Here is a 21,505-nt window from a genome sequence, read left to right as displayed (position 1 = left end):
GTGGCCGGCGCGGCGCACGGGGTGGACGGATGGTCTTACCAGGGGCCGTAGGGACCGTTGTTGCGTCCACCGCTCGCACCCTTGACCGCCGGACGCACGTCCAGGAGGAAGACGAGGGTCGCGACCAGCCCGAGGATGACGAACATCCCGGTCCCGGAGAACACGGCCAGCAGGGAGAGGCCGGTGGCGGCACCCGTGAGGACCAGCCAGAGCTTCTTGGTCTGCTTGTCCATCAACTCGAACGCCTGGGCGGGCGTGCGGATCGCCTCGATCAGCGCGTACAGACTGGCCACGAAGGTGACCAGGTAGATGGCCTGCCAGATCAGTCCGAACAAAACGCACACTCCCGACGACGTGTCCCGGCGGGTGTTCCGCCCGCTCTCCACGGTAAACGCACCAGCGGCGCCGATCGTGCCCGACCGAGCCCGGGATCACATCCGCGGGCCGCGCGCGGGCGGCCCGGACGCGGTCAGACCGGGATGTGCCACAGGCAGGTGACCACCGCGAGGAGGAAGGCCGAGCCGCCCATGATCACCGCCCCCGCGTGGTAGGGGAGTTCGTCGTCGGGTCGCAGGAGGCGGTTGACGCGGCGGACCACACCGGCCTGCGCGCCCTCGTCCAGGGCGGCCATCGCCCCGGCGGGGACCGGCGCGGGCCCGGCGGCGCCGAAGCGCAGGAGGGCCATCGCGAGCTCGCGCGAGGAGCTGGTCCTGCGGGCCTGGTCGTCGGCGCACATCTCGATGAGCAGGGCGACGCTCTCGTAGTACGTCCGGATCAGGGGAGCGCGCGGGAAGGCGCGCTTGAGCGAGGAGAACGGCAGCAGCACGAGGTCGTGGCGCTGGCGCAGGTGCGCGTGCTCGTGCGCGAGGACGGCGGCCAGTTCCCTGTTGTCCAGGACCGCCAGGGCCCCGGCGCTGATGACGACCTGGGAGCGGAGCACGCCCGGCAGGCAGTACGCGGCGGCGGCCGGGTGGTCGACCACGCGGGCGCCGGGGACGTCCGGGTGCTCGCTGGCGACGAGTTCGAGGAGGTCGTGGTGGCGGCGGCGCACCCGCACGACGTGGACGAAGGAGGAGACCAGTCCGTAGAAGAGGACGAGGGTGAGCGCGACGGCCAGGAGGACGGCCGCGATGTGGCTGACGCCCTCCAGGCCCCGGGCGAGTTCGGCGGACAGGAGCTGGCCGGTGACGATGTCGGCGGCCAGCGCGAGCAGGCCCGCCGCGGCCCCGAGTTCGTAGGTGGACAGCCCGTAGGCCAGCAGCGCGCCGATGGTGGACACGCCCCAGGCCAGGCCCAGTGCCTGCCAGGTGATCACGGCGGTGTAGGGACCGCGCGAGGGCCACTTCGCCCGGTGGAGGACCTCCATGGCGAGGACGCAGCCGACCGCGACGAGTGAGAGGAGGGCGGCACTGACCATTCGGACTAGTTCCTTGGCTGCTCGATTTCCGCGAGTGCGCGCCGAAGCGCTTCAGCCTCCTGGCCGTCCATGGACTGGACGAAGGCGGCCAGGGCGGCGTCACGGTCTCCCGTCTGCCCGAGAGCGTCGAACATCAGCTCGGACACGTACGCCTCGCGGCTGGCTGCCGGACGGTACCGCCACGCACGACCCTCACGTGCCCGGGTGACGACCTTCTTCTTGGCCAGCCGGTCGAGCACGGTCATGACGGTCGTGTGTGCGAGATCGCGCTCGGCGAGTGCCCTGCCGACCTCGCGAACCGTCATGGGTTCGTTCTGCGCCCACAGTACATCCATCACCGCGCGTTCGAGTTCGCCAAGCCGAGTCATAACACCGAGTCTACCGGTGCTAGTACTACACAGTGTCGTACCCCCGGGTTAAATCCTGGTTACCCGTGACCACCGGGGGTTCCCACGCTCCGCGCTCCGGTCTGCGAGGGTGGGGCGAGCCCGGGAGGAACCCCTCGGAGCCGGGAAGGAAACGAACATGGGTAGCACGGATCGCACTCGCCTCAGTGTCATCAGGGGCGACATCACCGAACAGCGGGTCGACGCGATCGTCAACGCCGCCAACAGTTCGCTCCTGGGCGGCGGCGGGGTCGACGGAGCGATCCACAGGAGGGGCGGCAGAGCCATCCTGGAGGAGTGCCGCCGACTGCGCGCCTCCCACTACGGCGGCGGCCTGCCGACCGGCCGCGCGGTGGCGACCACCGCCGGCCTGCTCCCCGCGCACTGGGTGATCCACACGGTCGGCCCGGTGTACAGCGCGTCGGAGGACCGGAGCGCCCTGCTCGCGTCGTGCTTCACGGAGTCGCTCAGCGTGGCGCACGGGCTCGGCGCGGAGTCGGTGGCCTTCCCCGCGATCTCCACCGGGATCTTCCGGTGGCCGCTGGACGACGCCGCGCGGATCGCGGCGGAGGCGATCCACGGGGCGCGGGTACGGGTGCCAAAGGTGCGGCTCGTCCTGTTCGACGACCGCGCCCTGGCCGCCTTCCGCAGGGCCTTCGACCCCACCTGAGACGCCCTCCGCGGGCGGGCGGCCGCCCGCGGCGTCACCGGCCCGGGTCGGCGATCGGCGGCGGGTAGCCGTCCGGCGGTTCGGTCTCCCGCCAGGGTGTGAGTGCCCGCCGCCCCGGAAGGTCGCGCAGCTCCGGGACGTGGCGGCGGACGTACTCCCCCTCCGGGTCGAACCGCCGGGCCTGGCGCAGCGGGTTGAACGGGCGGTTGGGCCTGGTGTCGTTCCCGGTCCCGGCGACCCACTGCCAGTTCCCGTAGTCGTCGGCGACGTCGCCGTCCACGAGGTGGGCGTGGAAGTGCTCGGCGCCCGCCCTCCAGTGCACGCGCAGGGTCCGGGTGAGGAAGGCCGCGGTGATCATGCGCGTCCGGTTGTGCATGAACCCCTCCCGCAGGAGCTGGCGCATACCCGCGTCCACGATCGGCACCCCGGTCAGCCCCCTCCGCCAGGCGTCCAGGGCGTCCGGGTCCTCGCGCCACTCACGGTCCCGGGGGCGGTAGTCGCGTGCGGGGAGTTCGGGGAAGGCACGGGCCACCTGGTGGTGGAAGTCCCGCCAGGCGAGCTGGCGGACGAACTCCTCGGCCCCCTCCCCCGCGTCCGCCGCCTCGGCGGCCTCGGCGAGTTCCAGGGGTGAGAGGCAGCCGAACCGCAGGTCGGCGGAGAGCCCGGAGGTGGCCGCGGCGGGCAGGTCGTCGCGGTGTTGCGCGTAACGGGACAGCCCCCGGTCCAGCCAGGCGCGCAGTCGTCCGCGCGCCGCGTCCTCGCCTCCGGCCAGGCGGTCGGGCGCAGCGGCGCCCACCCCCGCACCGGCCAGGTCCCCGGGGATCGCTCCGGGCTCGACTCCTCCGGGGAGGCGCACCCGGCCCGGGGCCGGCAGGACGGCCCTGCGTTCGTGTTCGGCCCAGGCCCGCCAGTAGGGGGTGAACACCTTGTAGTGGTCGCCGCCCGCGGGGGTGACCTCTCCCGGGGGGACCACCGTCAGCCCGGGAAGGGCGCGCACGGTCAGGCCCGATCCGCGCAGCAGGTCCTCCCGCCGGGCCGCGCACCGGCTGACCCCCGCGGTCAGGTAGACCGTGTCGGCCCCGGTCCGCTCCGCCAGCCCGCGGACGTGTTCGGCCGTGTCCCCCGCGCGCAGGACCAGGTCACCGCCGCGCGAGCGCAGCGCGGCGCGCAGGGCGGCGAGCGACTCGGCCAGGTAGCCGCAGCGGTTGCGGGCGGAGCGTTCCACGATCCGGGGGTCGACCACGAACAGGGGCAGCACGGCGTCCCCCGCGCCGACGGCGGCGGTGAGCGCCGGATGGTCGTGGACGCGCAGGTCCTGAGTGAACAACATGATGGTCGGCGGCACCAATCCCCCTCGCCCACGGCGACGAATACCCCACCGACAGTACTGTGATCTGAACGGGGATTCGGCCGAATCCCGGGTAGGAAGACCGTATGCGACCAGCGCACGAGCCCACGACCGCCGAGCGACCCCTGCTGGGGGTGTCGAGCTGTCTGCTCGGCGCGCCCGTCCGCTACAACGGGGGGCACTCCCGGTCCCGATTCCTCACCGACGAACTCGACCACCACGTGGACTGGCTCCCCGTCTGCCCGGAGGCGGAGATCGGCCTGGGCGTCCCGCGCCCGACACTGCGGCTCCAGCGGCGCGACGGCGCCGACCGGGTGGTCTCCAACAAGGACGGCGCCGACCACACCGACGACCTCGCGGCCGTCGCCGACCGCCACGTCCTCCAGCTGCGCCGGGCGGACGGCTACATCCTCAAGAACAAGTCGCCCAGCTGCGGCCTGCTCGCCCTGCCGGTGTTCTCCCCCGACGGGGACCGCGTCGGGGGCAGGGGCCGGGGCGCCTTCGCCGAGCGGCTGACCCTGCTCCTGCCGAACCTGCCGGTCGAGGAGCAGGGCCGCCTGTCGGACGCGGCGCTGCGGGAGCACTTCGTCCAGCGCGTCTTCGCGCACGCCCGGCTGCGCGCGCTGCTGGAGTCGGACTGGCGGCCGCGGGACCTCGTGGCCTTCCACACCCGCCACAAGCTCCAACTCATGTCGCACTCCACCGAGGGGTACCGGAGGACGGGGCGGATCGTGGCGGACGCGGGGTCGGCCGACCGGGAGGAGACCGCCACCGCCTACGCCTCGGCGTTCCACCACGCGATGGCCGTACGGACGACCCGGGGCAAACACGCCAACGCGCTCCAGCACGCGTTCGGCATGCTCAGCCCGCTCCTGGACGACACGCGCCGACACGACCTGCTCACGGCGATCGAGGACTACCGGGCGGAACTGGTGCCGCTCAGCCTGCCCGTCACACTCATCCGGCACCACTGCGCGGCGGAGGACGTGGAGTGGGCGCGCGAGCAGACCTACCTGTGCCCCTATCCGGACGAGCTGCGGCTCAGGCACGCCCTCGCGGTCTGAGCCCGCGGCCTCCCGGCACTCGACGCAGGAGCTCAGGAACGGGGATCCTGGGGCTCAAGCGGCAAACTCCACACACAAAGACCTCGGTCGACTACAGTGAGTCACATTCCGTATCGCTCCGCCCCGCTGGGAGCGGATATCGGTTGCCCCGACCCTGAGGTTTCGGTGTGTTCGCGTCTTTCTCCCGACGAGCCGTCGTGCTCGTCTCCTCGTGCACGGTCGTCGTCTCCGCGGCGGTCCTGGCCACCGCCCCGCCCGGGGGGCTCCCCGAACAGATCGGCCAGCACCTGGTCGGGGCCGACCCGGAGGCCGGTACCAGCGAGGTCCGCTTCCCGCCCCTCCAGGGGGTGACCACCCCCGCGCCGATCCCCGAGCCCGGCCAGGTCGCGGTCTGCGACGAACCGGGCCGGGACGAGGTGGTCACGCTCCCCGACGCGTCCGCCTCCGGGGGTGGACGCCCGGTGTGGATCCGCCGACCGCCCGGCCCCGACAGCGCCGACCGACCCGTCCTGTACCTGCTGCACGGCTCCGCCTCCACGCACCGGACGCTGATGGACGAGGGCGTCGGCGCGCTCCTGGACGAGCAGATGTGCCGTACGGGGGTCGAGTTCGTCATCGCGGCACCGCACGGGCAGGTGGCGTCGGGCGCCACCACCGAGTGGGGTGACGCCGCGGACGGCTCCTTCGCCCTGGAGTCCTTCGTCACCGACGCGGTGATCCGCGCCGTGGAGGGCGACCACATCCGGCCGCGGGGTCTGCGCGCCCTCGGCGGCTTCTCCATGGGCGGCTACGGAGCCGCGGCCACCGCGCTGCGCAACCCCGACCTGTACGGGCAGGTGGCGAGCTGGGGAGGATACTTCCGGGTGGACGATCCGGACGGGATCTTCGGGGACGACACCGCGGACCACTCCCCCGACCGGCTGCTGAACTCCACGGAGGTAGGCGACCTCAGGTTCGTGCTCGCCGAGGGAGAGGAGGACCACACTCCGCTCCAGGAGGGGAGCATCCAGGGAGAGGCGGCCCGCTTCGCCGCCCTGCTCACCGAGCACGGAGTGACGGTCGCCACCCTCCACCCGCGCGGCGGGCACGACTTCCGGGCCTGGAGCCGCACGTTCCCCGACACTGTCGACTTCCTGGTGTCGGGCTGGTCGGCGACCCCCTGAGCCGGAGCACCCCCTATAGCAGGACCCTCGGACATTCCGGAGGGGAACAGTGTGTACCTTCTTCGCTGTTGACGACAGCGGCTGTATACACGATCGGAGGGGACCACCGGTGTCCGGAAACGCTCCCGAGGGCGAACACGCGGCGGCCCCGTCCCGCGTCGCGACCGTCAGTCTGCACACCTCGCCGCTGGACCAGCCGGGGACGGGTGACGCCGGGGGACTGAACGTGTACGTGGTCGAGGTGGCACGGCGCATGGCCGAGCGCGGCGTGGCCGTCGACGTGTTCACCCGGGCCACCCGTCCGGACCTGCCGCCGGTCGTCGAACTCGCCCCGGGGGTGAACGTCCGTCACGTACCCGCGGGCCCCTACGGCCACCTGGACAAGAACGCGCTCGCCGACCACCTGTGCCCGTTCATCTTCGGGATGCTCCGCGCCGAGGCCCAGGGGGAACCGGGCCACTACGACCTCGTGCACGGCCACTACTGGCTCTCCGGCCGGGCGGGCGTCGTGGCCGCCCGCCGCTGGGGGGTGCCGTTCGTGCAGTCGATGCACACCATGGCGCGGGTCAAGAACGCGTTCCTGGCCGAGGGGGACGCCCCGGAACCCGAGGTCCGGGTGCGCGGTGAGGACCAGCTCGTGCGCCAGGCGGACCGGCTCATCGCCAACACCGACGACGAGGCCCACCAGCTCCGCGACCACTACGACGCACGCGAGTCCCAGCTCAGCGTCATTCCGCCCGGCGTCGACCTGGAGACCTTCACACCCGGGTCACGGCCCGACGCGCTGCGCCGGATCGGCCTGGCCCCCGACACCGAACTCCTGCTCTTCGTGGGACGCGTGCAGCGCCTCAAGGCCCCCGACGTGCTCATCCGCGCCGCCGCACGGCTCCTGGAGCGCGACCCGTCCCTGCGCTCACGCCTGGTGGTCGGCGTGGTCGGCGGCCTGTCCGGCGGCGGGACGCGCGAACCCGGCCTGCTGACCGACCTGGCGCGCTCCCTGGGCGTGGCCGACGTGGTCCGGATCGAACCGCCGCAGGACCGCGTACGGTTGGCCGACTACTACCGGGCGGCCACGGCGACGGTCGTACCGTCCTACTCCGAGTCCTTCGGCCTGGTCGCGGTGGAGTCGCAGGCCTGCGGGACACCGGTGGTCGCCTCGCGGGTGGGCGGCCTGACCACGGCGGTGGCGGACGGGTCCTCCGGTGTCCTGGTGGAGGGCCACGACCCGGGCGACTACGCCGCCGAGCTGCACCGGCTGATCACCCAGCCCGCGTGGCGTGCCAAGCTGGCCCTGGCGGCCCCCCGACACGCCGCCACGCTGGGCTGGTCGCGGACGGTGGACGAACTGCTGGACGTGTACCGGTCGATCACCGCTCCGAGCCCGCTGCCGCTGGCCGCGTGCCGGTGACGTACCGAAGGGAAGGATGGGACGTGGGAACGGATTCGGCGCGCGAGGACGCGACCGTGGCGATCGCGGAGGCGGTGGCCGAGGCCGGGTTGGAGACGGAGCGTCCGCGCGAGGGCTCCTTCCTCGTCACCCTGCCGGGGACGGCCAAGCTCAAGACGCTGGTGTGGTTGGAGGTCGGACCGCACAGCCTGACCCTGACGTCGTTCTTCTGCCGCCAGCCGGACGAGAACCACGCGGAGTTCTACCAGTGGCTGATGCGCCGCAACTCCGACATGTACGGGATGGCCTTCGCCGCCGACGAGGTCGGCGACGTGTACCTGCGCGGACGCCTGCCGCTGGAGGGGATCACGCCGCGGGAGGTCGACCGCCTGCTGGGGTGCGCGCTCACGTACACGGACGAGAACTTCAACGCGGCGCTGGAGCGCGGGTTCGCGTCGGCGATCCGCAAGGAGTGGCGCTGGCGCGCCGAGCGCGGCCACGACATGCGCAACCTGAAGGCGTTCGCGCACCTGGCGGAGCCCGGGCACCACGATTAGCGTCCGGTTCCCGGGGCGGCCCCCGGGGGGTCGGCCGTTCGGGCACCGGCAGGGTGCCGCGGGGCGAGGCGGGCGGTGAGCGGGGAACGGGCCGGGAGCAGGGCCGCGCCGCAGGCGTCCGTCGGGGGTGGCGGAGGGCGACGGGCGCGCCGGAGCGCACAGCTGTGGGGCGCTCCCGGAGCGGACGGCCGGGGTGGATACGCTTGGTGCCATGGGAACTCTGGTACTGCTGCGACACGGTGAGAGTGTCTGGAACGCGAAGGGCCTGTTCACCGGGTGGGTGGACGTGGACCTGTCCGCCACGGGCGAGGACGAGGCCCGCCGCGGTGGGGAGCTGCTGAAGGCGGCCGGGATCACCCCGGACATCCTGCACACCTCCCTCCTCAAGCGCGCCATCCGCACCGCGAACCTCGCGTTGGAGACCGCCGACCTGCACTGGCTGCCGGTCCGGCGCACCTGGCGCCTCAACGAGCGCCACTACGGCGCCCTCCAGGGCAAGGACAAGGCGCAGACGCGCGACGAGTACGGCGACGAGCAGTTCATGGTCTGGCGCCGCTCCTACGACACCCCGCCGCCGCCGATCGCCGACGACGACCCCTACTCGCAGTCGGGCGACACGCGCTACGCCGGCCTCCCGCCGGAGCTGCTGCCGCGTACCGAGTGCCTCAAGGACGTCCTGGACCGCGCGCTGCCGTACTGGTACGACTCCATCGTCCCCGACCTGGCCGCGGGCAGGACGGTGCTGGTCGCCGCGCACGGCAACTCGCTGCGCGCGCTGGTCAAGCACCTGGACGGGGTCAGCGACGCCGACATCGCGGGGCTGAACATCCCCACCGGGATCCCGCTGCGCTACGACCTCGACGAGCACTTCAAGCCCACCAACCCGGGCGGCACCTACCTGGACCCGGAGGCCGCCGAGGCCGCCATCCAGGCCGTCGCCAACCAGGGCAAGAAGTAGCCCCGACCCACGCGCCCCGTGCCCGTGCCACCGCCGGTGGCACGGGCACCGTCGCGTACGGGACGGCCGGTACCGCCGGGGCCCGGGCGCGGGGGCCGGTTCAGTAGACGAGCGCCTGGACGCCGTCGCGCAGGGTCTCCTCGACGAACGTGGGCGCCCCGGCGATGCGGACCCCCTCGATCAGGTCCCCCTGCGCCAGGTCCCGTCGCGCGGCGCACTGCGTGCACACCGTGACCCGGCCCGCCGCGAGCACGGCGGACAGGAGTTCGGACAGGGGCGCGGCGTGCGGGAGTTCGAAGTCGTCCGCGCGTCCGGGGACGGCGAACCACGCCGACTCCCCCGTCAGCCACAGCGAGACCTCCACGCCGCTGGCGAGGGCCGCCGCGGCGACCGTGAACGCCTGGTTGCACCGCTCGGGGGCGTCGTCCCCCGCGGTGACCTTGATCACCATCGATCGAGCCATGGGCGCCAGCCTACTCAGAGCCCGAGGGCGACCAGCACCGGGCCCGCCACAGCGCAGACGGCCAGGGCGGCCGAGAAGGCGATCGCCTCCCGTCGCCGGGGCGAGAGGCGCACCGGCTGGTCGTCCACACCGTGCTCGACGGTGAGGCGGCCGCCCTCGGGGGCCGCGATCACCACCTGCCCGTTCCTCATCTGCACCTCGCCGGTCACACGGACGCGCGCACCCCTGCGGATCACCCACTCGCGGTACTCGAACTCGATGGTCTCCCCGCGGAAGACACCCGAGATCCGTCCGCGCACGCGGGGCAGGAGGTCGTCGGCTGCGGCCGCCACCCCCGGCTGGGGACGCCCCACCACACGCTGCAGGCACAGCTCGGCCTCGCGGGGGTCGCTCCCTGAGGGGTCGACGAAGACCCGGTCGGCGTCCTCGGCCGTACCTTGGGCGACCAGCCCGAACAGCTCCTCGGAGCCGTACTCGGCGATGGGGTCGCAGGCCCGCTCGCGCACCGCGCTGTCGCCCCGGTCACGGGTGAGCGGCCAGTAGTGGCGCAGGACCTCGTGGCCGTGCCACACGCACTCCGCACCGGCCAGCCCGGAGGAGATGGGACCGGCGGGGCCGGGGGCCGCGACGCCGGTCAGGGTGACCCGGCGCCCGACCCGCGCGGCCAGGGCACTCGGGCGCAGGCGGGCCAGGCCGCGTTGACGCAGCCAGCGCCGCACGGCGATGACGGTCAACGGAAGGAGGACCACCGCGGCGACGAGCAACACCGAACCGATCACCAGTAACACAGGCCACCCTTTCGGAGAATGCGTCGGAGGTCGTGGGGCGCGGTGGGCGTGACACCCCGTGGCCACACCGCGTCGGTGACAATCTTTACCAGTTCTTCGGGAAACCGGGGCCAATTGGGCGTGACCGGACCGATGCGCGGGGGTGGCCGGAGCGGGCTGTCACCGCCACCCTCCGGACACGGCTACGCTCTGGAGGCATGGACGCTGATGTACACCCCGATCTGGCGAAACTGTCCTTCCTGATCGGCCGTTGGGAGGGCGTCGGCGTCGCCGGATACGCCGACGTGGAGGAGTTCCAGTTCGGCCAGGAGATCGAGTTCGCCCACACGGCGGGACTGCCGTACCTGACCTTCTCCAGCAAGGCGTGGCGGATGAACGCCGACGGGACGCTGGGCGAGCTGGTCACGGAGGAGCACGCCTACTGGCGTGCGCGCCCGGAGCCCGCCAAGGACGACGAGGGCCCCGCCGACGGTGAGCCGGTCATCCACCTGGAGGCGCTGTACGCGCACCCGGAGGGCTTCACCGAGGTGTACGTGGGCAACGTGTTCGCCAACCGGGTGGAGATGTCCACCGACGCGGTGGTGCACACCGAGACCGGGATCGACGTGACGGCCTCGCACCGGCTGTACGGCCTGTTCGGCGACGACCGGGAGACGCTGGGGTACGCCTGGGACCTGGCCGCGCGCGGCCACAAGCTGCGGTCGTACATGTCGGCGCAGCTGAAGCGGGTCGACCAGAAGAAGTAGCAGACCCCGGGCCTTCTCCCGCCGGGGGGCGGGGCCGGTCGGACGAGTTCCGGCGGCCCGGGGTCCGGGTGTCCGTCTGGGATTCGCTGCGAACGACGTCGCGCGAACGCGCTGCGTCGTCCTAGCGGACGGCCACCTCGCCAGTCCTAGAGTCAACCATTTCTCGGACCACCTCCTTTCTTGCGTGTCTCGAAGGTACGTCGCCCGCGACGTGTGGGGCAAATGTTTTTTCTGTGGACGTAACCCCAGGTCAGGACCGTGCTTCCGGCGGGCTTCACGGGCCGGATAGTCTCGGCGGTATGACATCGCCGCTGCTGACCACACCGGGCGCCGTGACCGCCGAGTCGACCGACGCGGGCGTCGCCGCGCACTACGGCGACCCCTCCCACGAGGGCCGCGCCATCGAACGCTCCAGCGCGTGGGTGGACCGGAGCAACCGGGGCGTGGTCCGGGTGAGCGGACCGGACCGCCTGGGGTGGCTCAACGACCTGACCAGCCAGCTGACGCGTGACCTGCCGCCCGGCACGGCCACCGAGGCACTGGTCCTGGACACGCGGGGCCACCTGCGGCACCACCTGTCACTGGTGGACGACGGGGAGTCCACGTGGATCCACACCGAGCCGGGGGGCGGTCCGGGACTGGCCGCCTTCCTGGACTCGATGCGGTTCATGCTGCGTGTGGAGATCACCGACCTCAGCGACTCCCACTCCGTGCTGACCGTGCTCGGCCCGAAGTGCGCCGAGGCCGTCGACGACACCGACGACGTCCTCGACGGCGTCGTCCAGCGGCGGACCGAGGACGAGATCGACCTGTTCCTGCCCGCCGAGCGGCTGGTCGAGACCGCCGAGGCGCTCACCGCGGCCGGTGCGCGCCCCGCCGGGATGTGGGCCTACGAGGCGCACCGGATCGCCGGGCACCGGGTGCGGCCGGGGGTGGACACCGACGACCGCACGATCCCGCACGAGGTGGACTGGGTGGGCCGCGCGGTGCACCTGGAGAAGGGCTGCTACCCGGGGCAGGAGACGGTCGCCCGGGTGCACAATCTGGGCCGTCCGCCGCGCCGCCTGGTGCTACTGCACCTGGACGGCACCGCCGAGCGGCTGCCGGAGGTGGGTGCGGCGATCGAACTGGAGGGACGCACGGTGGGCCGGGTGGGTTCGTCGGCGCGCCACCACGAACTGGGTCCGATCGCCCTGGGTGTGGTGAAGCGGGCCGCACCGACCGACACCGACCTCGTGGTCGAGGGCATCGCGGCGGGCCAGGAGGTCGTGGTGGACCCGGACACCGGCGCCAACGCCCAGATCGACCTGCGCCGCCGCCCCCGGTAGCGGCCGGAGCGGCGGGAACAGCGTCTGGCGTCGGCGGGGCGCGGTGGCGGTGTGCCTCCGACGCGGCACCGGCGGGAAAACCGATGGCCGACCGGCGGGGCGAAGCACCAGAATGGGGGCATGCACATCCGCGTCGCCACCCCCGAGGACTGGCCCGCCATCTGGCCCTTCTTCCAGCGCATCGTCTCGGCGGGTGAAGCGTTCACCTTCCCCACCGACCTCGGCAGGGAGGACGGGCGCGGCTGGTGGCTGCTGCCCGAACCCGACCGCACGGTGGTCGCCGTGGACGGGACCGGCACGGTTCTGGGCACGGCGAAGATGAACCGGAACCACCAGGGCAACGCCGGTCACATCGCCAGCGCCAGCTACATGGTCGACCCCGCCCATGAGGGCGGCGGGGTGGGCCGCGCCCTGTGCGAGTACACGCTGGAGTGGGCGCGCGCGGCCGGTTACCGGGCCATGCAGTTCAACGCGGTCGTGGCGACCAACACGCGCGCGGTGCGGCTGTACGAGTCGCTCGGGTTCGACGTCGTGGGCACGCTGCCCGAGGGGTTCGCCCACCCCGGGCACGGCTACGTCGGTCTGCACATCATGTACCGAAGGTTGTGACCCGGGGTTCGCGCGGAGCGCGGGCACCCGAAGGCCCCCGCGACGGAGGGTCGCGGGGGCCCGGGTGGTCAGAGTCGGCGCGGTGCTCGGGCGCCCGCCTGTGGCGTCAGCCGTTCAGGGCCGCGGCGAGACGCTCATCGTGCAGGCGCTCCCCCCAGGACGGGGCCAGCGGGGCCAGCTGGCCCACACGCCAGCGCAGCAGCAGGTCGGCCAGCTCGGGGTTGCGCGGCAGCGCCGGGCCGTGCAGGTAGGTGCCCAGGACCTGACCCTGGTAGGCGCCCTCGGTGCGGTCGTCGTTGCCGATACCGCGCACCGTGGTGGACAGCGGGCGGGCGGACGGGCCGATGGCGGTGCGGCCCTGGTGGTTCTCGAAACCGGTGATGCGGCCCACCCCGAGGGAGGGGTCGACGTCGGCGACGATCTCGCCGACGGCGCGGGTCTGGCCGCGGCCGCTGCGGATGTCGAGGATGCCGACGCCGGGCAGCGGGTTGGCCTCGTCGTCGCCGTAGCTCTCACCGATGATCTGGTACCCGGCGCAGACGGCGAAGACGCAGGCGCCGCGGGCCGCGGCGCGGGCCAGGCCGCCGTCGGCGCGCAGCCGCTCGGCCGCCAGGATCTGCGGGCGGTCCTCACCGCCGCCGAGCAGGTAGATGTCGCCCTGCTCGGGCACCGAGTCGCTGGAGTGGACGTGCACGATCTCGGTGCGGATGCCGCGCAGTTCGGCGCGGCGGCGCAGGATGAGGGCGTTGCCCTGGTCGCCGTAGGTGCTCAGCAGGTCGGGGTAGATCCACACGATCCGCAGGGCGCTGCTGGTGTCCGTCATGAGTTCTCCCCTACTGGACGCGGCCGTAGGCCGTGCGGATCTGCTGGAAGGCGGTGTAGTTGGCGATGACGTCGACCTTGGTGATGTCGGGCTGCTCCGCCTTGAGCCGGCCCAGAACCTCGTCGACGCGGTCGGCGGTCTCGAAGGCCACGCCGTCGGTCTCCAGGCGCAGCGCGAGGTCGGTGCGGCGCTCGCCCATGACGAACACGCGGCGTCCGCGCAGCACCGTGTAGTCCACGTCCCACAGCCACGACGTGTCCTTGCCGTCGGGGATCTGCGCGTTGACGGAGAGGATCACCGGAACCCGGGGCGGGTCGAGGACGGCGAAGGACTCCAGCCACCCGGCGGGGTTCTTGGCGAGCAGCAGCCGCATCTCCACGCCCATGGTGACCACCGAGGTGTAGCGGCCCGCGACGGAGGTGATCTCGCGCAGCCGCTCGACGGTGCGCACCGGGTGGATGCCGTACCCGGCGGCGGTGGCGGCGGCGATGGCCGCGTTGGACCGGTTGGCGTCACCGGGCAGGTTGAGCTGGAGCCGGACCCGCTGGCCGTCGGGGCACACGAGCGAGTCGGTCTCGTTCTCCACCCCCCAGGTGGTCCGGGGCCGGGCCAGGCCGCACTCGGGGCACTCCCAGTACGGGTCGACGTCGCGCTTGAGGTGGCCGCCGCACTCGGGACAGCACCAGGAGTCCTCCTTCCAGCGCTGACCGGCCGACACCCAGGTGGCGTTCGGCGCGCCCAGTCCCGCCCAGGCGACGAGGGGGTCGTCGGCGTTGGCGATGACGTGCGTGTTGGTCTCGCCGAGGGCCGTGCGCCACTTCTTGGCCAGGAGGTTGATCTCCGAGGCGCGGTCCATCTGGTCGCGGCTCAGGTTCATCAGGACGACGAAGGCCGGGTTGGTCGCGCGCAGGACCTGCGGGAGGTACTTCTCGTCGACCTCCAGCACACCGTTGACGGCGGAGGCGTTGCCGGACAGCGCGGTGATGTGCCCGGTGGGCATGTTCGCGCCGAACTCGTTGGTGGCCACCTCACCGAGCTCGCGCAGGGCCTGCGAGATGAGCTTGGTGGTGGTGGTCTTGCCGTTGGTGGCGCTGACCAGGGCCAGGCGGCGCCCCTGGGCGAGCTTGGCGAGCAGGTCGGGTTCGACCTTGAGCGCGACCCGGCCACCGATCACGGAACCGTCTCCGCGTCCGGTCGCGCGCGACAGGCTGGCCGCACTCCTGCCCAGTACCGATGCCAGTTGGGCGCGCAGGGGAAGCTCGCTCATCAATTCTCCAGGTCGCTGGATCGCCCGCGCCGGTACGTGATGGTCGCGGGTGACGTGTCGGGCCAAGACTATTGTCCACCTCCGGTCAGACCCGCCAGTCCAGACGCTCGGGCGGCGGCCCCAGGTTGGGCGGCACCCGTTCGGGCACCTCCTCGTCGGTGACCGTGCCGTGGCGGAGGGGATCGGGTCGGCTCGGCGCCGACTCCCGTTCGGCCGGGGGACGGCCCGCGGGCGCGATCCGTGGCCGAAGGCGATCGGCACGGTCGCCCGGCGCGGTGGCCCGTTCGTCCGTGTCGGACACCGCGTCCGCGCCGTGGCCGGTGGTACGGGAGTCCGTCACCGTGGCCAGAGTGGCTGTGGACAGGGTGAGAATACCCGGGTTGGTGTCCGTGAGAACAGGCCCCTCGTCGCCCAGAACCAGCGCCGCCGTGCACGGCAGCCGCCGCAGCGACCCGGCGTCCAGGCCGAGGGGGCGCAGCGGCCCCTCGCCCTCCGCGTCGGCCACGGCGGGCGTGTCGATCTCCTCGGCCTGCGCGGTGGCCCTTCCCCATGCCGTGGCCGATCTCACATGGCGGACGAGGTCGAGCGGGGCGATGCCGGAGGCGGTGTCGCGGATCATCGCGCCCGACTCGGTGTGCGGGGAGGGGAAGAACCGGTCGTCGGCCTCCGCCTCGGCCTCCGGGTCCGGGTGGGGCTCGGTGACCGCGGCTCCGACCGCCTCACCGATGACCTCACTGAGCTGGTGCGCCCCGATCCCGGTGTCCGGGTGGTCGGCCACCCCCGGCACCGCGGCCAGGGCGCGCGCGACCGCGTCCGCCGACCCGCCGCGCTGGCGCATGACCACCGGTAGGCAGGCGGGGTCGGCGAACCGGGTGAGGGCGGCCGGAACCGGGGTGCGGAACATGAGCACGACCTCCACGCCCCCGTCGGCCGCGGCACGCAGGATCTGGTCCACCTCGCCCTGGGGCAGGGTCTCGGCCCCGCAGACCACGACCGTGCGGGTGCGGTTCGGGCGCGCCCGGCGCGGCTCGCCCCCGGGTGTCCCCGCGCCGCCGCCGGGGCCGTCCTCCAGGAGTTCGCTGAGCGCGGCCACCGCGTAGGTGCCGTACACCCGGGCCGCGACCTCACCGGAGGCCCGGTCGGTGGAGATGATTTTGACCTGCGCGTACGTGCCGTCCTCGGCCCGGGTCCCGACCGCTTCGAACGGGCTCAGCCGCCGCTCCAGCTCCCAGGCCCGCTCCCAGGCTCCGGGGATGTCGGCGCAGCGCTCGCGCACCCGGGCGCGCTGGTCGGCGGACAGCAGCCCGAGCGCCGGGTCGTCCGCGGCCTCGTCGCCCTCCGGCGTGCACAGGGTGCGCAGTCCGCCGATGAGTTCGGCGATCCCGGCGCGCGGTCCGAGCACCTCCAGCAGGCGCAGGAGGAGGGTCTCGTCCGCGTCGGCGTCCTCGGGCTCTCCCGACGCGGCGGCGACCGCGGACAGCACGCGGGCGCGCTGGCCCGCGTCGAGGTTGGTGCCGAGCGTCATCCGCGGCAGGTCGGCGGGGAGCACCCAGCGGCGCGGGGCCACGGCGCACCGCCGGGCGAGCCGGACCAGCTCACGGGCGACCGCCCTGCCGGTGAGGTCGACGACGGTGAGGTCCCCGCCCTCCCGCAGCCGCGCGACCCCGACCGTGGTGAGCAGGGCGGACCAGCCGGCGTCGGTTCCGCCGACCACGACGACGGACTCCCGGTCGGCCGGGACGGTGACCCCGTACCAGCGCGGCTGCGCCTCGTACGCGCGGCTCGCGGCCCGCCACTCGGTGTACCGCCGGGCGTGCTCGCGCTGGCGCTCGTGCAGGACGCGGTCACGTTCCTCCCGCTCGGCGGCGAGCCTCTCCCTGGCCCTGGCCAGGCGTTGGGCGATCACCTGACGGCTCTGCACCAGCGCGAAGCCCACCGGGGCGGCGACGGCCGCGCAGGCGAACACGGCCCCCTGAGCCAGCGCGGCGGGAAGGATCCGCTGCGACCACAGGGCGAGGACGAGGACGGTGAGCAGGGCCAACCCGCCCAGCACCGCGTACAGGGGGCGGTTGGTCCGGGCCTCACTGTCACGCTGACCGGCGATCCACTCCTCGCTGAGGGTCCGCTGCTCGTCGGGTGCCGGTCGGCGCGGAGCCGGGCCGGGGTGCGGTAGGAGCACGGCGTGCCGCCAACCGAGGTAGGTCCTCCCGGACCCTCCTCTGGGTGAGCCGTCTGACCGTGGGTTGGGCACCGTCCGAACACCTCCTGACCGGCCTCGGGGAGGGCTCCGGGCGCGCCCGGAGTGGGGCATGAGGCCGTCACCAGCCCGCCGAACCAAGTCAAGCAGGCCGCACGACGGCCTGCCAGTCTCTTCGCCCCGCCTGTGGACAACCGGCGTGCCGCGCCCCGGAGCAGCCGCGGCCGGGGGTCACGCGGCGGGGGACGGCGGGACGTTTGCGGCCCACACCCACACCAGGCAGCCGAGCGCGCTGACCCCGGCGCCCAGAGCGCACACCGCCCCCCATCCGAAGGCGGCGTAGAGCCCGGTCGCGGCGATGGCGCCCAGGGCGCTGCCGATCGAGTAGAAGACCATGTACCCGGCGATCAGGCGGCTTCCCGCCTCGGGACGCAGGGCGTGGACCAGGCTCTGGTTCGTGACGTGGACGGCCTGCACGGCGAGGTCGAGCACGACCACACCCACCGCCAGGGCCCAGAGCGACCGGTGCGCGAACGCCAGGGGGAGCCAGGAGGCGGTGAGCAGGACCAGTCCGGCACCGGTGGTCCAGTGGGACAGCCCCCGGTCGTTGAGGCGGCCCGCCGCCGTCGCGGCGAGGGCTCCCGCCGCTCCCACCAGCCCGAACGCGCCGATCGCGGTGTGCGACAGGGACAGCGGGGGCTCGCTCAGCGGCAGTGCCACGCAGCTCCACAGGGTGCTGAAGGCGGCGAAGACGAGGAGGCCGAGCAGCGCGCGTACCCGGAGGAGGCGTTCCGTCGCGAACAGGGTGAGGGTGGAGCGGAGCAGCCGCCCGTAGGTCACGGCGGGGGCGGGCGCGGGCCCGGCGGGGAGCGTCCGGTACAGGACCAGGGCGGTCGCGCAGACGAGCGCCGCCGAGACGAGGTAGGCCGAACGCCAGCCGGCGAGGTCCGCCAGGGCTCCGGAGGCGGTGCGCGCCAGCAGGATGCCGATCACGATGCCGCTGGTGACGCACCCGACGACCCTTCCGCGCCGTTCCGGCTCGGCGAGCGAGGCGGCGTGCGCCACCAGGGTCTGGGCCACCACCGCCAGCAGGCCCACGGCCGCCGTACCGACCAGCAGGAGCGCCGCGACGGGTGCCGTACCGCTGACGACCAGGGCCAGCGCCAGAGCCGCCAGTTGGAGCACGACCAGGCGCCGCCGGTCGAGCATGTCGCCGAGGGGGACGAGGAGGAGGAGCCCCAGGGCGTAGCCGGTCTGGGTGAACGTGACGACGGCCCCGGCGGCCGCCTCCCCGATCGCGAACTCCCGGGCCATGGTCGCGAGCAGGGGCTGAGCGAGGTAGACGTTGGCGACGGCCGCGCCGCTGGCGACGGCGACGAGGAGTGTGACGCCCCTGGTGAGCGGACCGCCGGGTACCGTCCGCCGTGGGCTCCCGGCGTCGCTGGGCGACCTGGTTCCGTCGTTCATCCACCCCTCCTGGTTTCAAGTTGCTACCTAAAGGGACGATAGCCATCACTGGTATCATGTTGCAACCAGAAAGAGCGGGGGATGCCGTGGTGAAGCGGACGAGGTTCGACGACAGCGAGTGTCCGGTCGCGCGTTCGGTCGACGCGATCGGTGACTGGTGGTCCCTGCTCATCGTGCGCGACGCCTTCGACGGCAGCCGTCGCTTCGGTGACTTCCGCAGGAGCCTGGGCGTGGCGAGGAACATCCTCACCGCCCGCCTGCGGACGCTGGTCGAGGGCGGGGTCCTGGAGAGCGTCCCCGCGTCCGACGGGAGCTCCTACCGGGAGTACGTCCTGACCCCGAAGGGGAGGGACCTCTTCCCCGTGATCGTGGCGCTGCGCCAGTGGGGTGAGGCGCACTTCTTCGACCCCGGCGAACCGCACTCGGAGATGCTCGACGGCCGGGGCCGTCCTCCCCGCGCCCTGGAGGTGCGCGCCGCTGACGGAGGGGCGCTCGGCCCCGACGACGTCGTCGTCAGGAAGGTGGGCCGGGCGGAACGGACGTGACGGCGGTCGGACCCCGGACACGGCGGAGCGCCGGTGCCGACGCTCTCACGTCGGCACCGGCGCTCCGCATCCGCACCGGTCCGGCCCTGGACGCCCGGCGGCGCCCGCGACCGAGCCCGTGGGTCAGGCCTGCACCTGGATGTCGATGACCTTGCCGACCTCGGCGGTCACCGGGTACTCGCCGGTGAACCCCTGGGAGGCCAGGACCCGCACCTTCCAGGCCCCGTCGGCCGCGAAGAAGCGGAAGGTGCCCTCGTCGCCGGTGGCCACCTCGCCCACGAAGTCGTCGGAGTCGTTCAGGAGCCGGGCGTAGGCACCGCGCAGGGGCTTGCCGTCACGGGTCACCGTGCCCTGGATGACCGCCTGGTCACCCGCGTCAACGTCGGCGAGGGCCACGCCCCCGACCGGAGCTCCGCAGCTGTCGCTCACTTGGCCTCCGCCTCTCCGAGCTCGACCGGAACGCCCACCAGGGAGCCGTACTCGGTCCAGGAACCGTCGTAGTTCTTCACGTTCTCCAGCCCGATGATCTCGTGCAGGGCGAACCAGGTGTGCGAGGAGCGCTCGCCGATACGGCAGTAGGCGATGATCTCCTTGTCGAGGTCCACGCCGGCCTCGGTGTAGAGCTCGCGCAGCTCCTCGGCCGTCTTGAACGTGCCGTCCTCGTTGGCGGTCTTGGCCCACGGGATGTTGCGCGCGGTCGGGATGTGGCCGGGGCGCTGGGAGGTCTCCTGCGGCAGGTGCGCCGGAGCCAGCAGCTTGCCGGTGAACTCGTCGGGCGAGCGCACGTCGACCAGGTCCTTGGCGCCGATCGCGGCGACGACCTCGTCGCGGAAGGCCCGGATGGCGTGGTCCTGCTCCTGGGCCTTGTACTCGGTGGCGGCCCGCTCCGGGACCTCCTTGACGAGCTCGCGGGAGTCGAGCTCCCACTTCTTGCGGCCGCCGTCCATGAGGCGGACGCTGTCGTGGCCGTAGAGCTTGAAGTACCAGTAGGCGTAGGCGGCGAACCAGTTGTTGTTGCCGCCGTACAGCACGACCAGGTCGTCGTTGGCGATGCCCTTGGCGGACAGGAGCTTCTCGAACCCGGTGCGGTCGACGAAGTCGCGGCGGACCGGGTCCTGGAGGTCCTTCTTCCAGTCGATCCTGACCGCGCCGGGGATGTGGCCCCCGTCGTAGGCGGACGTGTCCTCGTCGACCTCGACGAGGACCACGTTGTCATCGTCCAGGTGAGCCTCCACCCAGTCGGCGTCCACAAGGACGTCGGAGCGGCTCATGGGGAACCTCCTGTGATTCGTGATGCGGTGTCGCGTGTGCTGGTCGGTGCCCTCCGGCCGTACGGCGTCCGGAGGTCGGGGGTCAGGCGATCAGTGTGCGGGCGGACGCGGCGTCCCCGGCCCCGCCGGTCGGGGACGGTGGAACGCGGTGTGCCGGGCCGGCGCTCCGGACCCGCTCCCGCCCGGCTCCGGTCCGGTGCCCGGCGGACACCGGGCACGGCGACGGAACCGTGGATCACGGGAGAGAAGGATGTCGGGACGGCGGGACGCCGCCCGCGAGGGCCGACCTGCATGGCGTGGGGTCCCCTACTGCGTGCACGGAGAACGGACCGGTGGCACGGAGGGAGCGAGGGCCGGGAGGCCCGTCCGCCCTAGGGACACAGACAGAGCGCGGCGGCGACGTGGCAGTAGTCCACTGCCCGTCGCTTCGTCAGAAACGCGCTCGTCAAGGAAGTCACGTCGTAGACGCTACAGGTCGGCCGAGGCGTTTGTCACGGGTGGGCTGGATCACAGCAGGTCGTGTCGGCTCCGCTGGGGCGGTCGCGCGGCGCGCCGCTCAGAGGATCGCCGAGCCGAGCGCGGCGATCACGTCGGCCTTGCGGGGTTGGCCGGCGGCACCGCGCACGATCCTGCCGGAGGCGTCCAGGACGAGGACGGTGGGGGTGCCCCGCAGGCCCAGCCTGCGCACGAGGTCGAGCCTGGACTCGGCGTCCACCTCCACGTGCGCCACACCCGCGACCATGCCGGCGACGTCGTCGAGGATGCGCCGGGTGGCCCGGCACGGCTGGCAGAAGGCCGTCGAGAACTGCACGAGCGTGGCGCGCTCACCCGTGTCGGCGCCCAGGTCCCCGGCGACCAGGACCTGGCCGTCCCAGGGCTGCGCGGTGTCGCCGCCGACACCGTCCGGTCGGTCGTGGTCGTTCACGGTCCCTCCATGTGTGGGTCGGCCGGATCTGTTGTCCGGAGAGGTCGCCCGGGGGTCACCGTTCGGGCGCCGGCGGGGTGCTGCACGACGAGGTGAGCCGCGAGCGAGGTACGAGCGACAGGCGAA

23 protein-coding genes are annotated in these 21,505 nt (G+C 73.0%); 10 read left to right on the top strand and 13 right to left on the bottom strand.

Translation table 11 applies throughout. The features are described from left to right. Positions 1 to 35: 35 nt before the first annotated feature. From ACTVAJ_RS23525 to ACTVAJ_RS23515, 3 genes are all read right to left on the bottom strand, one after another. Positions 36 to 335, bottom strand: a complete 300-nt coding sequence (locus ACTVAJ_RS23525; protein WP_470390410.1) for a DUF2516 family protein — start codon at positions 333 to 335, stop codon at positions 36 to 38. Positions 336 to 469: 134 nt separating this feature from the next. After that, the gene (locus tag ACTVAJ_RS23520) at positions 470 to 1,417 is read right to left on the bottom strand and encodes a M56 family metallopeptidase (protein WP_470390409.1); all 948 of its coding nucleotides are present in this window, start codon (positions 1,415 to 1,417) and stop codon (positions 470 to 472) included. A 5-nt stretch (positions 1,418 to 1,422) separates the two neighbouring features. Continuing rightward, positions 1,423 to 1,785, bottom strand: a complete 363-nt coding sequence (locus tag ACTVAJ_RS23515; RefSeq protein WP_470390408.1) for a BlaI/MecI/CopY family transcriptional regulator — start codon at positions 1,783 to 1,785, stop codon at positions 1,423 to 1,425. Positions 1,786 to 1,942: 157 nt separating this feature from the next. Between ACTVAJ_RS23515 and ACTVAJ_RS23510 the strand changes: the two genes are divergently transcribed. Beyond that, positions 1,943 to 2,473, top strand: a complete 531-nt coding sequence (locus ACTVAJ_RS23510; RefSeq protein ID WP_470390407.1) for an O-acetyl-ADP-ribose deacetylase — start codon at positions 1,943 to 1,945, stop codon at positions 2,471 to 2,473. 34 nt (positions 2,474 to 2,507) lie between these two features. Here ACTVAJ_RS23510 and ACTVAJ_RS23505 read toward each other — a convergent pair whose 3' ends face one another. After that, entirely contained in the window at positions 2,508 to 3,821 is a 1,314-nt protein-coding gene (locus ACTVAJ_RS23505) for a cryptochrome/photolyase family protein (protein WP_470390406.1), read from the bottom strand. An 86-nt stretch (positions 3,822 to 3,907) separates the two neighbouring features. Between ACTVAJ_RS23505 and ACTVAJ_RS23500 the strand changes: the two genes are divergently transcribed. The 5 genes from ACTVAJ_RS23500 (at position 3,908) to ACTVAJ_RS23480 (ending at position 8,950) form a co-directional block, all read left to right on the top strand. Then, on the top strand, positions 3,908 to 4,885 hold the full coding sequence (locus tag ACTVAJ_RS23500; RefSeq protein ID WP_470390405.1) for a YbgA family protein: 978 nt from the start codon (positions 3,908 to 3,910) through the stop codon (positions 4,883 to 4,885). A 167-nt stretch (positions 4,886 to 5,052) separates the two neighbouring features. Then, positions 5,053 to 6,048, top strand: coding sequence for an alpha/beta hydrolase (locus ACTVAJ_RS23495; RefSeq protein ID WP_470390404.1), 996 nt, complete (start codon positions 5,053 to 5,055; stop codon positions 6,046 to 6,048). Between the two features lie 109 nt (positions 6,049 to 6,157). Next, positions 6,158 to 7,456: a D-inositol-3-phosphate glycosyltransferase gene (mshA, locus tag ACTVAJ_RS23490; protein ID WP_470390403.1), complete on the top strand. Its 1,299-nt coding sequence runs from the start codon at positions 6,158 to 6,160 to the stop codon at positions 7,454 to 7,456. A 23-nt stretch (positions 7,457 to 7,479) separates the two neighbouring features. Next, entirely contained in the window at positions 7,480 to 7,992 is a 513-nt protein-coding gene (locus ACTVAJ_RS23485; RefSeq protein WP_470390402.1) for a YbjN domain-containing protein, read from the top strand. 211 nt (positions 7,993 to 8,203) lie between these two features. Beyond that, positions 8,204 to 8,950, top strand: a complete 747-nt coding sequence (locus ACTVAJ_RS23480) for a phosphoglyceromutase (protein ID WP_470390401.1) — start codon at positions 8,204 to 8,206, stop codon at positions 8,948 to 8,950. 100 nt (positions 8,951 to 9,050) lie between these two features. Here the strand turns inward: ACTVAJ_RS23480 and ACTVAJ_RS23475 are convergent, their stop codons facing one another. Both ACTVAJ_RS23475 and ACTVAJ_RS23470 read right to left on the bottom strand, forming a co-directional pair. Further along, positions 9,051 to 9,413 (bottom strand): DsrE family protein, encoded by a 363-nt coding sequence (locus ACTVAJ_RS23475; RefSeq protein ID WP_470390400.1) that lies wholly within the window; start codon positions 9,411 to 9,413, stop codon positions 9,051 to 9,053. 14 nt (positions 9,414 to 9,427) lie between these two features. Continuing rightward, a complete protein-coding gene (locus tag ACTVAJ_RS23470; protein WP_470390399.1) occupies positions 9,428 to 10,201 on the bottom strand; it encodes a GIDE domain-containing protein in 774 nt (257 codons plus the stop codon). A gap of 197 nt (positions 10,202 to 10,398) precedes the next feature. On the opposite strand from ACTVAJ_RS23470, the gene ACTVAJ_RS23465 reads away from it, so the two are divergent. The 3 genes from ACTVAJ_RS23465 (at position 10,399) to ACTVAJ_RS23455 (ending at position 12,884) form a co-directional block, all read left to right on the top strand. Continuing rightward, on the top strand, positions 10,399 to 10,947 hold the full coding sequence (locus ACTVAJ_RS23465) for a nitrobindin family protein (protein WP_470390398.1): 549 nt from the start codon (positions 10,399 to 10,401) through the stop codon (positions 10,945 to 10,947). A gap of 299 nt (positions 10,948 to 11,246) precedes the next feature. Continuing rightward, positions 11,247 to 12,275, top strand: a complete 1,029-nt coding sequence (gene ygfZ, locus ACTVAJ_RS23460) for a CAF17-like 4Fe-4S cluster assembly/insertion protein YgfZ (RefSeq protein ID WP_470390397.1) — start codon at positions 11,247 to 11,249, stop codon at positions 12,273 to 12,275. Positions 12,276 to 12,395: 120 nt separating this feature from the next. Beyond that, entirely contained in the window at positions 12,396 to 12,884 is a 489-nt protein-coding gene (locus ACTVAJ_RS23455) for a GNAT family N-acetyltransferase (protein WP_470390396.1), read from the top strand. 106 nt (positions 12,885 to 12,990) lie between these two features. On the opposite strand, the gene ACTVAJ_RS23450 is transcribed toward ACTVAJ_RS23455, so the two are convergent. The 4 genes from ACTVAJ_RS23450 to ACTVAJ_RS23435 form a co-directional block, all read right to left on the bottom strand. Continuing rightward, positions 12,991 to 13,707, bottom strand: coding sequence for a type 1 glutamine amidotransferase (locus ACTVAJ_RS23450; RefSeq protein WP_470390395.1), 717 nt, complete (start codon positions 13,705 to 13,707; stop codon positions 12,991 to 12,993). A gap of 10 nt (positions 13,708 to 13,717) precedes the next feature. Continuing rightward, positions 13,718 to 14,974 (bottom strand): MurT ligase domain-containing protein, encoded by a 1,257-nt coding sequence (locus tag ACTVAJ_RS23445; protein ID WP_470390394.1) that lies wholly within the window; start codon positions 14,972 to 14,974, stop codon positions 13,718 to 13,720. An 85-nt stretch (positions 14,975 to 15,059) separates the two neighbouring features. Continuing rightward, on the bottom strand, positions 15,060 to 17,153 hold the full coding sequence (locus ACTVAJ_RS23440) for a hypothetical protein (RefSeq protein WP_470390393.1): 2,094 nt from the start codon (positions 17,151 to 17,153) through the stop codon (positions 15,060 to 15,062). Positions 17,154 to 17,402: 249 nt separating this feature from the next. Beyond that, positions 17,403 to 18,638, bottom strand: a complete 1,236-nt coding sequence (locus ACTVAJ_RS23435; RefSeq protein WP_470390392.1) for an MFS transporter — start codon at positions 18,636 to 18,638, stop codon at positions 17,403 to 17,405. Between the two features lie 89 nt (positions 18,639 to 18,727). Between ACTVAJ_RS23435 and ACTVAJ_RS23430 the strand changes: the two genes are divergently transcribed. Then, a complete protein-coding gene (locus ACTVAJ_RS23430) occupies positions 18,728 to 19,183 on the top strand; it encodes a winged helix-turn-helix transcriptional regulator (protein ID WP_470390391.1) in 456 nt (151 codons plus the stop codon). A gap of 123 nt (positions 19,184 to 19,306) precedes the next feature. Here the strand turns inward: ACTVAJ_RS23430 and ACTVAJ_RS23425 are convergent, their stop codons facing one another. From ACTVAJ_RS23425 to ACTVAJ_RS23415, 3 genes are all read right to left on the bottom strand, one after another. Continuing rightward, a complete protein-coding gene (locus ACTVAJ_RS23425) occupies positions 19,307 to 19,612 on the bottom strand; it encodes a DUF1416 domain-containing protein (RefSeq protein ID WP_470390390.1) in 306 nt (101 codons plus the stop codon). Continuing rightward, positions 19,609 to 20,454, bottom strand: a complete 846-nt coding sequence (locus ACTVAJ_RS23420) for a sulfurtransferase (RefSeq protein ID WP_470390389.1) — start codon at positions 20,452 to 20,454, stop codon at positions 19,609 to 19,611. Before ACTVAJ_RS23420 ends, ACTVAJ_RS23425 begins: the two co-directional genes overlap by 4 nt. A 556-nt stretch (positions 20,455 to 21,010) precedes the next feature. Next, complete coding sequence (locus ACTVAJ_RS23415) at positions 21,011 to 21,313, bottom strand: TlpA family protein disulfide reductase (protein WP_470390532.1); 303 nt, start codon at positions 21,311 to 21,313, stop codon at positions 21,011 to 21,013. Between the last annotated feature and the right edge of the window lie 192 nt (positions 21,314 to 21,505).

Source organism: Nocardiopsis sp. KDC1DS13DA1, assembly GCF_055632325.1.
This window is presented reverse-complemented; position numbering and strand designations above follow the sequence as displayed.